16 protein-coding genes are annotated in these 13,212 nt (G+C 64.1%); 7 read left to right on the top strand and 9 right to left on the bottom strand.

What is annotated here, in order from left to right:
• Nucleotides 1-6: 6 nt before the first annotated feature.
• The 3 genes from pstB to phoB are packed head-to-tail and all read left to right on the top strand — an operon-like array spanning nt 7 to nt 2,242.
• Nucleotides 7-789: a phosphate ABC transporter ATP-binding protein PstB gene (gene pstB, locus L0963_RS11705; protein WP_058812153.1), complete on the top strand. Its 783-nt coding sequence runs from the start codon at nt 7-9 to the stop codon at nt 787-789.
• A 41-nt stretch (nt 790-830) separates the two neighbouring features.
• Nucleotides 831-1,544: a phosphate signaling complex protein PhoU gene (phoU, locus tag L0963_RS11700; RefSeq protein WP_003039083.1), complete on the top strand. Its 714-nt coding sequence runs from the start codon at nt 831-833 to the stop codon at nt 1,542-1,544.
• Nucleotides 1,544-2,242, top strand: coding sequence for a phosphate regulon transcriptional regulator PhoB (gene phoB / locus L0963_RS11695; protein WP_003039086.1), 699 nt, complete (start codon nt 1,544-1,546; stop codon nt 2,240-2,242). Before phoU ends, phoB begins: the two co-directional genes overlap by 1 nt.
• 242 nt (nt 2,243-2,484) lie before the next feature.
• On the opposite strand, the gene L0963_RS11690 is transcribed toward phoB, so the two are convergent.
• The gene (locus L0963_RS11690; RefSeq protein WP_234179687.1) at nt 2,485-2,730 is read right to left on the bottom strand and encodes a hypothetical protein; all 246 of its coding nucleotides are present in this window, start codon (nt 2,728-2,730) and stop codon (nt 2,485-2,487) included.
• Between the two features lie 98 nt (nt 2,731-2,828).
• Nucleotides 2,829-4,214, bottom strand: coding sequence for an OprO/OprP family phosphate-selective porin (locus tag L0963_RS11685; protein ID WP_234179684.1), 1,386 nt, complete (start codon nt 4,212-4,214; stop codon nt 2,829-2,831).
• 218 nt (nt 4,215-4,432) lie between these two features.
• Here L0963_RS11685 and L0963_RS11680 point away from each other — a divergent pair, with 218 nt between their 5' ends.
• The 4 genes from L0963_RS11680 (at nt 4,433) to L0963_RS11665 (ending at nt 6,919) form a co-directional block, all read left to right on the top strand.
• Complete coding sequence (locus tag L0963_RS11680; protein ID WP_234179682.1) at nt 4,433-5,341, top strand: SDR family oxidoreductase; 909 nt, start codon at nt 4,433-4,435, stop codon at nt 5,339-5,341.
• A 126-nt stretch (nt 5,342-5,467) separates the two neighbouring features.
• Nucleotides 5,468-5,614 carry a DUF4328 domain-containing protein gene (locus L0963_RS11675; protein WP_442800564.1) on the top strand — a complete coding sequence of 49 codons (147 nt, stop codon included), beginning with the start codon at nt 5,468-5,470 and terminating at the stop codon, nt 5,612-5,614.
• The gene (locus L0963_RS11670) at nt 5,611-5,775 is read left to right on the top strand and encodes a hypothetical protein (protein ID WP_234179680.1); all 165 of its coding nucleotides are present in this window, start codon (nt 5,611-5,613) and stop codon (nt 5,773-5,775) included. The genes L0963_RS11675 and L0963_RS11670 overlap by 4 nt, the downstream gene beginning before the upstream one ends.
• Nucleotides 5,776-5,854: 79 nt before the next feature.
• Nucleotides 5,855-6,919: a hypothetical protein gene (locus L0963_RS11665; RefSeq protein WP_062902138.1), complete on the top strand. Its 1,065-nt coding sequence runs from the start codon at nt 5,855-5,857 to the stop codon at nt 6,917-6,919.
• Here the strand turns inward: L0963_RS11665 and L0963_RS11660 are convergent.
• The 7 genes from L0963_RS11660 to eno all read right to left on the bottom strand — a co-directional run bounded on the left by L0963_RS11660 (nt 6,891) and on the right by eno (nt 13,182).
• Nucleotides 6,891-7,244 carry a DUF2794 domain-containing protein gene (locus L0963_RS11660; RefSeq protein WP_234179678.1) on the bottom strand — a complete coding sequence of 118 codons (354 nt, stop codon included), beginning with the start codon at nt 7,242-7,244 and terminating at the stop codon, nt 6,891-6,893. The two genes, L0963_RS11665 and L0963_RS11660, sit on opposite strands and share 29 nt — an antisense overlap.
• Entirely contained in the window at nt 7,244-7,963 is a 720-nt protein-coding gene (gene epsC / locus L0963_RS11655) for a serine O-acetyltransferase EpsC (protein ID WP_234179676.1), read from the bottom strand. The genes L0963_RS11660 and epsC overlap by 1 nt, the downstream gene beginning before the upstream one ends.
• A gap of 106 nt (nt 7,964-8,069) precedes the next feature.
• Nucleotides 8,070-8,702 (bottom strand): hypothetical protein, encoded by a 633-nt coding sequence (locus L0963_RS11650; protein ID WP_234179674.1) that lies wholly within the window; start codon nt 8,700-8,702, stop codon nt 8,070-8,072.
• Between the two features lie 144 nt (nt 8,703-8,846).
• Nucleotides 8,847-10,223, bottom strand: a complete 1,377-nt coding sequence (locus tag L0963_RS11645; RefSeq protein ID WP_234179672.1) for a pyruvate dehydrogenase complex E1 component subunit beta — start codon at nt 10,221-10,223, stop codon at nt 8,847-8,849.
• Nucleotide 10,224: 1 nt separating this feature from the next.
• Nucleotides 10,225-11,295: a pyruvate dehydrogenase (acetyl-transferring) E1 component subunit alpha gene (gene pdhA, locus L0963_RS11640; RefSeq protein WP_234179670.1), complete on the bottom strand. Its 1,071-nt coding sequence runs from the start codon at nt 11,293-11,295 to the stop codon at nt 10,225-10,227.
• A gap of 129 nt (nt 11,296-11,424) precedes the next feature.
• Entirely contained in the window at nt 11,425-11,784 is a 360-nt protein-coding gene (locus L0963_RS11635) for an FtsB family cell division protein (protein WP_058812028.1), read from the bottom strand.
• Nucleotides 11,785-11,907: 123 nt separating this feature from the next.
• Entirely contained in the window at nt 11,908-13,182 is a 1,275-nt protein-coding gene (gene eno, locus L0963_RS11630) for a phosphopyruvate hydratase (protein WP_234179669.1), read from the bottom strand.
• Between the last annotated feature and the right edge of the window lie 30 nt (nt 13,183-13,212).

The raw sequence follows: 13,212 nt of genomic DNA, 5'->3' as shown, positions 1-13,212 counted from the left end.
CTGACCATGACCAACGACGACCTGATCATCGCCGATCCCAAGATGCGCGCCGAGGGCGTCAACGTCTTCTATGGCGACAAGCAGGCGATCAAGGACGTGTCGATCGACGTCGGCACCGACCTCGTCACCGCCTTCATCGGCCCCTCGGGCTGCGGCAAGTCGACCTTTCTGCGGTCGCTCAACCGCATGAACGACACCGTCGCCAGCGCGCGTGTTACGGGCCGCATCGAACTCGACGGCGAAGATATCTATGCGCCGTCGATGGACGTGGTGCAATTGCGCGCGCGCGTCGGCATGGTGTTCCAGAAGCCGAACCCCTTTCCCAAGTCGATCTATGACAATGTCGCCTATGGTTCGCGCATCCACGGGCTTGCCGCGAACAAGGCCGACCTCGACGTCATCGTCGAGCGCGCGCTGACCCGCGCCGGCCTGTGGGACGAGGTCAAGGACCGGCTGGGTGAAAGCGGCACCGCGCTGTCGGGCGGCCAGCAGCAGCGCCTGTGCATCGCGCGGGCGATCGCGGTCGACCCCGAAGTCATCCTGATGGACGAGCCCTGCTCGGCGCTCGACCCGATCGCGACCGCCAAGATCGAGGAACTGATCCACGAACTGCGCGGCAAATATGCTATCGTGATCGTCACGCACAATATGCAGCAGGCGGCCCGCGTGTCGCAGCGCACCGCCTTTTTCCACCTCGGGACGCTGGTCGAATACGGTAAGACGACCGACATCTTCACCAACCCGAAGCAGGAACGCACCAAGGATTATATCACCGGCCGCTACGGTTAAGGCGCGGGCGAAGAAGGACAGGAACGAGAACGATGGCAGTTGTGAACGATCATACGGTCAAGGCGTTCGACGAGGACATCAATCGCCTCCGCGGCCTGATCAGCGAAATGGGCGGGCGCGCCGAACAGGCGCTCCTCCAGGCGATGACCGCGCTCAGCAAGGGCGACCTTGCCCTCGCGGCGCAGGTGGTGGAGGGCGACAAGAAGATCGACGCGCTCGAAGCCGAAGTCGAACAGCTCACGGTGCAGACGATCGCGCTCCGCGCCCCGATGGCCGACGATCTGCGCGAGATGATCGCGGCGCTCAAGATCGTGTCGGTCGTCGAACGGATCGGCGACTATGCAAAAAATATTGCCAAGCGCGTCGCTCTGATGGACCAGACGCGATCGATCGAATCGATCCCGGTGCTGATGTCGATGTCGGCGATCGTCGCCGAGCTGATCCACGACGCGCTCGACAGCTTCGCTGCGCGCGACGCCGACCTCGCGGTGCGGGTCACGGTGCGCGACAAGAATGTCGATGATTTCTACAACAGCATCTTCCGCACGCTCGTCACCTTCATGATGGAAAATCCGAAGTATATCACCGAGAGCGCGCATCTGCTGTTCGTCGCCAAGAATCTGGAACGCATGGGCGACCATGCGACCAACATCGCCGAGATGGTTTATTATGTCGTCACCGGTGAGCGGATGGAGGAGCGCGAACGCGGCGAAACGCCCGAAGACAGCGCGACGGCGGAGAAGGAGCAAGGCTGATGCCGCAGCCCGACCTGCTGCTGATCGAGGATGACGAGGCGATCGCCGAACTCATCGTCTGGCATTTCGCCCGCGAAGGTTTCTCGGTCCGCCAGACCCCCGATGGCGAGCAGGCGCTCGTCCTCGTCGAGGAACGCGTGCCCGACATCGTCCTGCTCGACTGGATGATCGAAAGCCTGCCGGGGATCGAGGTGTGCCGCCGCCTGCGCCGCAACCCGAAATCGGCGAATGTGCCGATCATCATGCTGACCGCGCGCGGCGAGGAAGAGGACCGCATCCGCGGCCTCGAAACCGGTGCCGACGATTATGTCACCAAACCGTTCAGCCCGCGCGAACTGGTGGCGCGCGTCTCCGCGGTGCTGCGCCGCCTGCGCCCGGCGCTGGCCGGCGAGATCCTGGCCTATGCCGACATCGAACTCGATTCGGTGGCGCACAAGGTGGTCCGCGGCGGTCAGGTGGTCAGCATGGGGCCGACCGAATTTCGCCTGCTGCGCCACTTCATGGAACATCCCGGCCGTGTCTTTTCGCGCGGACAATTGCTCGACAGCGTATGGGGCCAGGACAGCGACATCGAACTGCGCACCGTCGACGTCCATATCCGGCGCCTGCGCAAGGCGATCAATCTGCCCGGCACCGCCGACATCATCCGGACCGTGCGATCCGCAGGCTACGCGCTCGACGCGGGGAAAAGCGTCTGACCCTACAGAGCATTTGCTTGCGGAGCGACCCTGCGAATGTTGGCTAACGACCGATGCTATTGAAAAATTCTGAAGGGGGTATTGGCGGGCAATATCGGAATCAAACCAAGGCGCTATGCGCACAGGTCGTTCGCGCAGCCGATGTCTCATGGATTATTCTTGCTGGAATTCGACGGGCGCATCGCTGCAGCCAACCTTTTAACAGTATCGACCGATTGTGAACTTACCTCGCTTATTTTCTGTTAATCCTTGCGCGAGCCATAAACGATAATATCAGGGCCTTGATATCCCGACCGATAGGCAAAATCGATGAGGTGTTTGTGGTCCCATTCGGGATCCTCGCAATACTCATCATAGCAGGCGTTAAAAAATTCAGAGATCATCTTCAAATCTTCTACGGACACAACCAGGGTTGCTTCTCTAAGCTCTGACACGCCAGTTTCTTCCACTGGATTGCTTGCGTTCACATCCGTCCCATAAACTTTCATTGCTGTCTGATCCTATGTACGGAGGGCTATCTCGATGTCATCAGCGATACGGCCACATGCGTTAACGTCCGCTCGCCGCCCCAAGCGGACTCCCCCGATCAGAAGTCGATCTGCGTCCGCAGGCCGAAGGCGTCGGCCGAATAGTTGCGGTCGCCGCTCGTGCTGCCGATCGCGGCATCGTCGTACATCAGATGGCCGTAATTGGCGGTCAGGCGCAGATAGGGGATCGGCGCCCACACGACCGCGAAGCCCAGCGTGCGCTGGCGCCCGCCGGTGATGCCCGCATCGCTGAGGTCGAGATGGTCGTACCGGGCGTTGATCTCGATCGCGCCGGGGCCACCCGCGGTGATCGGGCGCGACGGCACGAGCCGGTCGAAGCTGCCGTCCTTGTACCCGCGGCGATCGCCGCGCGTCAGCACATAGCCGACTTCGGCATAGCCGCCAAAGAAGGTCGGGTCGGCAAGGCCAGGGCGGCGCGCGGTCTGCCAGAAGCCTTCGCTGGCAACGTGGAAGGGGCCGGCGATCAGCGCGCCCTCAAGCCCCAGTCCGCGCTCGCTCGTCGCGGTGAATGTGCCGGTGTCGACAAGCCGGCTGTTCGTCGTGTGGACAAAGGGCCGCGCGGCGTAGCGCACCGCGCTCGGCCCGTCATTCGCCTTGCGCCAGTGTGCCGACGCCCCGAGGTGAAGCTGGGTATCGCCGAAGCGGGGCATCCACACCACTCGGCCGTCGACGCTCACGCTATTGTCCGAATCGCTCAGCAGGTCGTTGGCATTGTCGCCGAACACCCCGCCCTGCACGAGCAGCGCTTTGCCCTTGTACTGGCCCGAAAGGCCGACGCGCCGCTCGAAACCGAAGGCCTGGGTAAAGGCGGCACGTTCGGCGAAGCTGGTGAAGAGATCACTCGTCATTTCCTCGAGCGACCAGAAAGGCTTGATCTGCCCGGCGGTGATAGAGAGCGGGCCGGTGCCATAGGTCAGATAAACGTCGGTCAGTTCGACTGAGCTGTTCGCGACATCGGCCTCGACGCGGTAGCTGATTCCGCCCGGGATCTTGCCGTCGACGCCCAGATAGACGCGGCGGAATTCGGTCGCTAGGCCGCCATGCGTGTCGGTGACGCCCGGCGGCGCGTCGATGCTGGCGAGATCGAGCTGGATGCGGCCGCGCGGCTTGAAACTCCAGCCGTCGGCGGTCTTGATCTCGGGCGCGCCCTTCCACGCAATGTCGGTGCCGCGTTTCGCGGGCGCTGCCGCGGCCGTTACCGGAGCAGGCGCTGGCGTAGCTGCGGTCACCGTGCCCGATGGAACGGCGCCCGGCGCAGTCGCGGCATCGAGCCGGTCTTCAAGCGTCTGGACCTTGGCCTTGAGGGCAGCCAGCTCGGCGCGCAGCGCGGCGGCTTCCTCCGCACTCATCGCCTGCGCATGCGCGGTCGTGGGGATGCAGAACATCGTCGTCGCCAACAGGGCGGCGGTCAGGGTCGGACGCATGCAGAAGGCTCCATTGCGAAAAGGTGACGATCTGGTGGCGCTGTTATGACGGTTAAATGACAGTCGCACGTCATTTACGTTACATTTCGATGACAGTAGCCATTTTGTTGCGCCCGCCAAAATTGCCGCTCCCCCCTTGTCTGTCCGCCGCGAGCGGTTAAGGACGTGCCAGTTTTCTTGGGCAACCTTTCGCAGGATGCCCCTCATGGGAGATCAGCATGACGATCAAATTTGACGGCCGCGTTGCCATTGTCACCGGCGCCGGCGGCGGCCTGGGCCGCGCCTATGCGCTCGAACTCGCCCGGCGCGGCGCCAAGGTCGTCGTCAACGACCTCGGCGGCGCCCGCGACGGCACCGGCCATTCGGACGCCGCGCTGCAGGTCGTCGAGGAAATCCGCGCCGCGGGCGGCACCGCCATGTCGAACGGCGGCAGCGTCACCGAATATGAGCATATGGTCGAAATGGTGGCCAAGGCGAAAGAGGAATGGGGCGGCGTCCACATCCTGATCAACAACGCCGGCATCCTGCGCGACAAGAGCTTTGCCAAGATGACGATGGAGGATTTCAACCTCGTCGTGCAGGTCCATCTGCTCGGCAGCGCTAACGTCACCAAGGCATGCTGGGATCTGATGCGCGATCAGGCCTATGGCCGCATCCTGATGACCGCCTCGTCGACCGGCCTCTACGGCAATTTCGGCCAGGCCAATTACGGCGCGGCGAAGCTCGGCCTTGCCGGTCTTACCAAGACGCTGCACCTCGAAGGCGCGAAATATAACATCCGCTGCAACACGATCGCGCCGGTCGCAGGCACGCGCATGACCGAAGACATTTTCCCGCCTGAATTGTTCGAAAAATTCACCCCCGAAAATGTTGCGCCGGCCGCGCTGTTCCTGGTGAGCGAAGATGCGCCGTCGAACATGATCGTCGGCGCGGGCGCAGGCGCCTATCACGCCGCCTACATCACCGCGACCCCAGGCGTCGCCCTGCCCGAAGACGAGCGCACGCCCGAAGGCGTCGCCGCGGCGTGGGACAAGATTATCGACCGTACCGGCGAAATCGTGCCCCAGTCGGGCAGCGAACAGTCGATGGTGGTGATGAAGGCCTTGCAGGCGCTGGCCGGCGGCTGATACCCCTGTCTATACCGGCAGGCGCCAAAGACGGCGCCTGCCGGTTGAGGGGGACAATATGGCAGCGGGTTCGACTACACGCCGGGCTGGGCCGTCGGCTGGTACTTCGTCCCCTTCGCCAACCTCGTGAAGCCGTTTCAGGCGATGCGGCAGATTTGGAACGCCAGCCATGGCGAATCCGCCCCGAACCTCGACAACGGGAACAACCTGCTGACAATCTGGTGGACGACTTGGCTGCTCTCCAGCATTGCGACCAATACGGTACGCGAATGATTGCGGCCGCACAAACGCCGGAAACCTTGCGCAGCGGTCTGCAGATCAGCATCGTCGGAACGGCCATCTCGCTCCCGCTCTATTGGGCTGCGATCCAGCTTGTCGCACGCATCACGCGCGCACAGCGCGAACGCCTGACGGCAGCGCATATCTTCGCCTGACTTATCGTATTGCATCACTAATACGCTTTTGCTATACCCTGCGTGGGGCAAGGGGATCGGTCTAAGAAGGACGACCCCGATGTATAGCGAAAGCGACCTGCAAGCTGCGGTCGATGCAAAAGTCTTGACGCCGGAGGCGGCCACCGCCTTTCGGACGCATATTGCATCGCTGCGCGACGCCCCCGGAGCGGATGAGGAATCCTTCCGGCTCATTACCGGTTTCAACGATATTTTCGTCAGCATTGCCGCGGTGATCCTGCTGGTCGCGGTGGCGTGGATCGGTGAATCGATCCATCCGGCGCTCGCGGGGGTCTTCGTCGCCGGGTCGGCGTGGCTGCTCGCCGAATATTTCACCCGCCGCCGCCGCATGGCGCTGCCCAGCATCCTGCTCGTCCTCGCCTTTTCGGGCGGGGTTGCCGCGACGATGATCGGCTTCCTCGTCAAGCATGGCGAGGCGATCTTCGGCAATCATGTGAACGAAACCACGGGCGCGCTAATCGCCAGCGTCATCGCCTTCGTCACCGCGGGCGCGACATGGCTGCACTGGAGGCGGTTCATGGTCCCCGTGACGATTGCAGCCGGCACCGCCGCGCTTGCCGCCACCGCAGTCGGGCTGATCCTCTCGGCCGTCGGAATGCCCGATCCGTCGCAGACGCTGTTGATGGCCCTGATCCTCGTCGCCGGTGTCGGCGTCTTCACGCTCGCCATGTGGTGGGACCGCAGCGACCGGACGCGCACGACGCGGCGCAGCGACGTTGCCTTCTGGCTTCACCTGCTCGCCGCGCCGATGATCGCGCACCCGGTGTTCCATCTGCTTGGCGTCACGAGCGGCGACAATATCACCAGCGGCGCCGCGGTGATGGTCGTGGGCATCTATATCGTCTTCGGGCTGATCGCGCTCGCGATCGATCGCCGCGCGCTACTCGTCTCGGCACTCGCCTATGTGCTGTTCGCGATGACCGAATTGTTCCGCACCTTCGGCGCGGTCGAACTCAACGTCGCGCTCACGGCCTTCGTCATCGGTTCGGCGCTTCTAATGCTGTCGGCCTTCTGGCAGAATGCCCGGGCGGTGGTTGTCGGCATGCTGCCCGCGGACGTGGCGAACCAGTTGCCCGCTACAATCCGTCCCCAACCAGCTTCATAAGCTTGCGCTCGACGGGGGCGAGCACGTTAGAAAGCTCGTCCCCGCGCTTGAGCACTGCCCCGCCTTCGGAGACAAGGGCCCACATGCCCTGACGGCTCCGCAAGGCGGGGCGTTTTTCTATGCGATATTCGGGACGTTCGGCGGTACGCCGAAAGGCCGAGAAGATCGCGACGTCGCGGTGGAAATCCATCGCATAGTCGCGCCACTTCCCCGCCGCGACCATGCGGCCATAGAGATCGAGGATGCGCATCAGCTCGTCGCGGTCGAAACCGGTCTGTTGCGGCAATGCCCGCCCCGCATATGGAAGGGGCGTTACCGTCCCCATCAGGCGCTTTTCCGGCCTCCCTTGCGGCGCGGCGCATCATCGCCCTCACCCGATGCGGCGCGCTCATCGAGCAGCGTCTTGAGCTGCTTCTGCAACACTTCGAGCTGGCATTGCAGGATTTCGAGCTTCTGCGTCGCCGGGTCGAAGGCTTCATTGCACGGGGTGCCATAGGGCACGAAGTCGCGCGCATATTCGGTCGCGTCGAGTAAGGTCGAACGCGCCGGGATGCCCACCATCACTGCGCCTTCGGGCACATCCTTCGTCACCACCGCGTTGGCGCCGACGCGCGCGCGCGAACTGACGATCACCGGGCCCAGAATTTGTGCGCCCGAACCGACGATCACATCGTCGCACAGCGTCGGGTGGCGCTTGCCGCCGATGCCGTTCGCGGGATCGGTGCCGCCCAGCGTTACGCACTGATAGATCGAAACATTGTCGCCGATCTCGGCGGTTTCGCCGATGACGACGCCAAAGCCATGATCGATGAACAGGTGGCGGCCGATCGTGGCACCCGGATGGATGTCGATGCCGGTAAGCCAGCGCGACAGATGATTGACGAAGCGCGCGAGGAAGAACAGGTCCGCCTCAAACAGCCAGTGGGCGATGCGGTGCATCCCGACGGCGAGCAGCCCCGGATAGAGCAGGATTTCCCAGCGCGAGCGCGGCGCGGGATCGCGCGCCTTGATCGAGTCCAGATAGGCGACGAGCCCGTTAAACATCGCAATTTCCCCTGCGACCCTATCTTGTTTGCGCCAAGATAGAGGCTCGGGGGCGGCATTTCCACCCCCGCCACAACACTTTCCCGTCAAAGGCCAATCGGGCCCGTCAAAGGCCAGTCAGGCCGATGCGGAAAAGCAGCAAGCCTTCGCTGCGCCAGCGTCGTTCGCCGCCGCGCGCCGCGATGGCCGCCGACCAGCGATCGAGCATCAGCAAAGCCTTGCTGCCGAGCAATCCGCGCGGCGGTGCCGCGCGGTTACAGGCATCGCGAAGAAGCTGCGCCGCGTCATCCGCCGCTTCCTGCTGCCCGGCCAGCCAGACTAGCCCCCACCGGGCCCCGCCCGCGCCGCCCGACAGCGCGAACAGCGCCTCGCCGAACGCTGCGCCGGCTGCGGTCCGCGCTGCGGCGTCTTCGGCAAGCAGCACCGCTTCGGCGGCATCGACCAGCGCATCGAGCCCGCCCCGCCCTGCCCAGCTCCGCTGCAATTCGGCGAGCAGCGGTTCGCCCTTCGGCAGCGCGGCGGGATCGGACGCGAGCAGCCCCGCCATGTCGCGCCACCAGGCGAGCTTGATCTGGCCGATCATCGGCTCGCGCGTGTCGGCAAGCAATTTGGTGAGCCGCTCGGCGAGCGCCCACAGCACCGCCAGTGCCTCGCGCCGCGCGCGCGGCACCGCGACCATCACGCGCGGGTCGCGGATGTCGGGGTAGCCGTAGAGAATCGGCGAGGCTTCGGTCGTCATGCGATCGCGCGATAGAACAGACGGCGCCAAATAAGAACCGCTCGCCCTGAGCTTGTCGAAGGGCTGCTCTTCACTTCGACGTTGCGAACGAAGAACCGTGCTTCGACAGGCTCAGCACGAGCGGAGTTCGGGCGGTTCGGGATGTCAGCCGCGATTGCAAACCGTCTTCGCCGCCGCAATCACGCGCGGGACGTCGACCAGCGCCGCCTTTTCCAGATTGGCGGCATAGGGCAGCGGGACATCCTCGTCGGTTACGCGCAGCACCGGCGCATCCAGGTCGTCGAAGCCCTGTTCCATCGCCACCATCGCAAGTTCGCTGGCGATCGAGCAGGTCGGCCAACCTTCCTCGACGACGATCATGCGGTTCGTCTTCTTGAGGCTGGCGAGCACGGTTTCGGTGTCGAGCGGGCGCAGCGTGCGCAGGTCGATCACCTCGGCCTCGATCCCCTCGCCCGCCAGCGCGTCGGCGGCCTCGAGCGCAAGCCCGACGCCGATCGAATAGCTGACGATGGTGACGTCGCGGCCCTCACGCATAATCCGCGCCTTGCCGATCGGCAGGACATAATCCTCGACGTCGGGAAGCTCGAAGCTGCGGCCGTAAAGCAGCTCGTTTTCGAGGAACACCACCGGGTCTTCGCTGCGGATCGCCGCCTTGAGCAGCCCCTTGGCGTCGGCGGCGTCATAGGGCGAGATCACGATCAGGCCGGGGACGCTGGCGTACCAGGGCGCATAATTTTGGCTGTGCTGCGCCCCGACACGGCTCGCCGCGCCATTGGGGCCGCGGAAGACGATCGGACAGCGCATCTGGCCGCCCGACATATAATTGGTCTTGGCCGCCGAATTGATGATGTGGTCGATCGCCTGCATCGCGAAGTTGAAGGTCATGAATTCGATGACCGGCTTCAGCCCGCCCATCGCCGCGCCGGCGCCAAGGCCCGCAAAGCCATATTCGGTGATCGGCGTATCGATCACGCGGCGCGGGCCGAATTCTTCGAGCAAGCCCTGCGTCACCTTGTAGGCGCCCTGATATTCGGCAACTTCCTCGCCCATCACGAAGATGCGGTCGTCGGCGCGCATTTCCTCTGCCATCGCATCGCGCAGCGCCTCGCGAACGGTTAGCTTGACCATCGCCGTGCCCGCGGGGATCGACGGATCGGCGGCGCGTAGGGCCGGCGCCGACTTTTCCGCCGCGGGGGCGGGCGTGGCGGCCGGAGCCGGAGCCTCGGCAGGCGCGGGAGAGGCAGCAGGCGCGGGCGCCGGAGCCGGAGTGGTCTCTTCGCCCTCGCCCGAAATCGTCGCGATCACGGTGCCGACCTTCACATTGTCGGTGCCTTCGGGAACCAGAATCTGCGCGATCGTGCCTTCGTCGATCGCTTCGAATTCCATCGTCGCCTTGTCGGTCTCGATCTCGGCGAGAATATCGCCCGATTTGACCGCGTCGCCTTCCTTGACGAGCCACTTGGCGAGCGTGCCTTCTTCCATCGTCGGCGACAGCGCCGGCATCTTCAATTCGATGGCCATCTCAATATTGCTCCACCAGCACGTCGGTATAAAGTTCGGACGGATCGGGTTCGGGCGCGCTTTCGGCAAAGTCGGCCGATTCCGCGACAACCGCGCGGATTTCCTTGTCGATGTCCTTGATGCGATCCTCGCCGATGCCGGCGTCGATCATCGCCTTTTTCAGATGCTCGATCGCGTCGCTCTTGTCGCGCACCGCCTGCACTTCCTCGCGGCTGCGATATTTGGCGGGGTCGGACATCGAGTGGCCACGATAGCGATAGGTCTTGAGTTCGAGCAGGATCGGTCCCTTGCCCGCGCGCACCCATTCGAGTGCCACCTCGGCCGCGCCGCGCACCGCGAGCACGTCCATGCCATCGACCTGCATACCGGGAATGCGGAAGCTCTCGCCGCGGCGATAGAGCTGATCCTCGGCCGACGAACGGTTGACGCTGGTGCCCATGGCATATTGGTTATTCTCGATCACGAAGATGATCGGCAGCTTCCACAGCTCGGCCATGTTGAAGCTTTCGTACACCTGGCCCTGGTTAGCGGCGCCATCGCCGAAATAGGCCATCGCAACGCCGCCGTCCCCGCGATATTTGTGCGCGAAGGCAAGCCCGGTGCCCAGCGCGACCTGCGCGCCGACGATGCCGTGTCCGCCGTAGAATTTATGCTCGACGCTGAACATGTGCATCGAGCCGCCCTTGCCCTTCGAGATGCCGGCTGCGCGACCGGTCAGTTCGGCCATGATGACTTTCGGATCGATGCCATAGGCGAGCATATGGCCATGATCGCGATAGCCGGTGATCACGCTGTCCTTGTCGCCGTCGAGCGCCGACTGCAGACCGACCGCCACCGCTTCCTGCCCGATATAAAGGTGACAGAAGCCGCCGATCAGGCCGAGGCCGTAAAGCTGGCCCGCCTTTTCCTCGAAGCGGCGGATGAGCAGCATCTCGCGATAGAATTTCTCGAGCTCTTCGGCTGTCGCCGCATAGGGGACGGGCTCGCGCGGGGTTTCGCGATTGCTCGCGGCAGCTGGGGTGGATGCAGTCTTTTTTGGCGCGGCAGTCTTGCGCGCGGGTGCTTTTGCCAAGGCGATATCCTTTGCGTTTGGCCGTTACGGCAAGGCCCCTATAGGAGAGCGACGCCCCGCTTGGCAACGCCCCGCGGGCATGGCGCGACTGCGTGGCTACCTATGCATTTATCGTTGGGAAAGCGCCGGTCAGCGCTGGCCGTCGGCCTTGGGCGCGGGGGCCGCGGGCTTTTCCGCGGGGTCCATCGGAATGGCGATCTCGTCGGGGTGCATCACGCCCAGCTTTTCGCGAACATATTCGTCGGCCAGATCGGGATCGACGCGCTGTCGCCCGAGCAGGTTCACCCGGTTCTGCAGCTCGTTCTGCTTCTTGGTGAGCTCGGACAGGATGACGCGCTTCTTTTCGACCGACTGGCCGTAATCGCCCCACGCATAAAGGCCGGTGGGCCCGAAAATGATATAGCCGATCATCGCCAGCACCGCGATCAGCGCCACCGTCGGCCCGACCGCCCGGCTTATCGATTTACGGAATTTGTGGCGCTGCGTCATTTCGGTTCTTGAATCAGAGTTGATTCGCGGCGTCAAGGCGGCATCGCCGCATTCGCGTCGTCCCGGCGCATCATCCCGGTAAAAACCGGGACGACGCGTGACTGGTGACCGATCGGGCTCGCTTTATCCGAAAATCGCCGCCCCCGGATAGCGCGCCATGTCGCCCAGCTCTTCCTCGATGCGGATGAGCTGGTTGTACTTCGCAAGCCGGTCCGAACGCGCAAGGCTGCCGGTCTTGATCTGGCCGCAGTTGGTCGCGACCGCGAGGTCGGCAATCGTCGCATCTTCGGTCTCGCCCGAGCGGTGCGACATCACCGCGGTGTAGCGCGCGCGGTGCGCCATATCGACCGCGTCGAGCGTTTCCGACAGCGTGCCGATCTGGTTGACCTTGACGAGTAGCGAGTTGGCGAGGCCCGTCTTGATGCCCTCCTCCAGCCGCACCGGATTGGTGACGAACAGATCGTCGCCAACGAGCTGGCACTTGTCGCCGATCAGATCGGTCAGCGCCTTCCAGCCGGTGAAGTCATCTTCGCTCATCCCGTCCTCGATCGACTTGATCGGGTAATCATTGACCAGCGCGGCAAGATAATCGGCCATCTGCTCGGGGCTGAGCGACAGGCCTTCGCCGCTGATCTCATATTTGCCGTTCTTGAAGAACTCGGTCGCGGCGCAGTCGAGCGCCAGCACCACGTCGCTGCCAAGCTTGAAGCCCGCCTGATCGATCGACGCGGCGATGAAGTCGAGCGCGTCGCGCGTCGACGCGAGGTTCGGGGCGAAGCCGCCTTCGTCGCCAACCGCGGTGGCGAGCCCCTTGGCCGACAGGCCTTTTTTCAGCGTGTGAAAAATCTCGCTGCCCCAGCGCACGGCTTCGGCGATGCTGCCGGCACCGACGGGCATGATCATAAATTCCTGGACGTCGATCGGGTTGTCGGCATGTTCGCCGCCGTTGATGATGTTCATCATCGGCACCGGCAGGGTGCGCGCCGACACGCCGCCGACATAGCGATAGAGCGGCAGGCCGCGCGCGTCGGCCGCGGCCTTCGCCGCCGCCAGGCTGACGCCCAGGATCGCGTTGGCGCCGAGGCGGCCCTTGTTGGGCGTACCGTCCAGGTCGATCATCGCAATGTCGAGCTCGCGTTGATCCTCGGCATCGAGGCCGATCAGCGTCTCGGCGATCTCGCCGTTTACGGCGGCAACCGCCTTCGTCACGCCTTTGCCCAGATAGCGGCTCTTGTCGCCATCGCGCAGTTCGACCGCCTCGTGCGCGCCGGTCGAGGCGCCCGAAGGAACCGCGGCGCGGCCGAAGCTGCCGTCTTCTAGCAGCACGTCGACTTCGACGGTCGGATTGCCGCGGCTGTCGAGAATTTCGCGGCCGTGAATGTCGATGATGGCGGTCATGGGTCGGGTCCTGCTGCGGGGCCAAAGGGC

Origin of the sequence: Sphingopyxis sp. NFH-91, from assembly GCF_021401285.1 — a bacterium.
Taxonomy (GTDB): domain Bacteria; phylum Pseudomonadota; class Alphaproteobacteria; order Sphingomonadales; family Sphingomonadaceae; genus Sphingopyxis; species Sphingopyxis terrae_A.
This window is presented reverse-complemented; position numbering and strand designations above follow the sequence as displayed.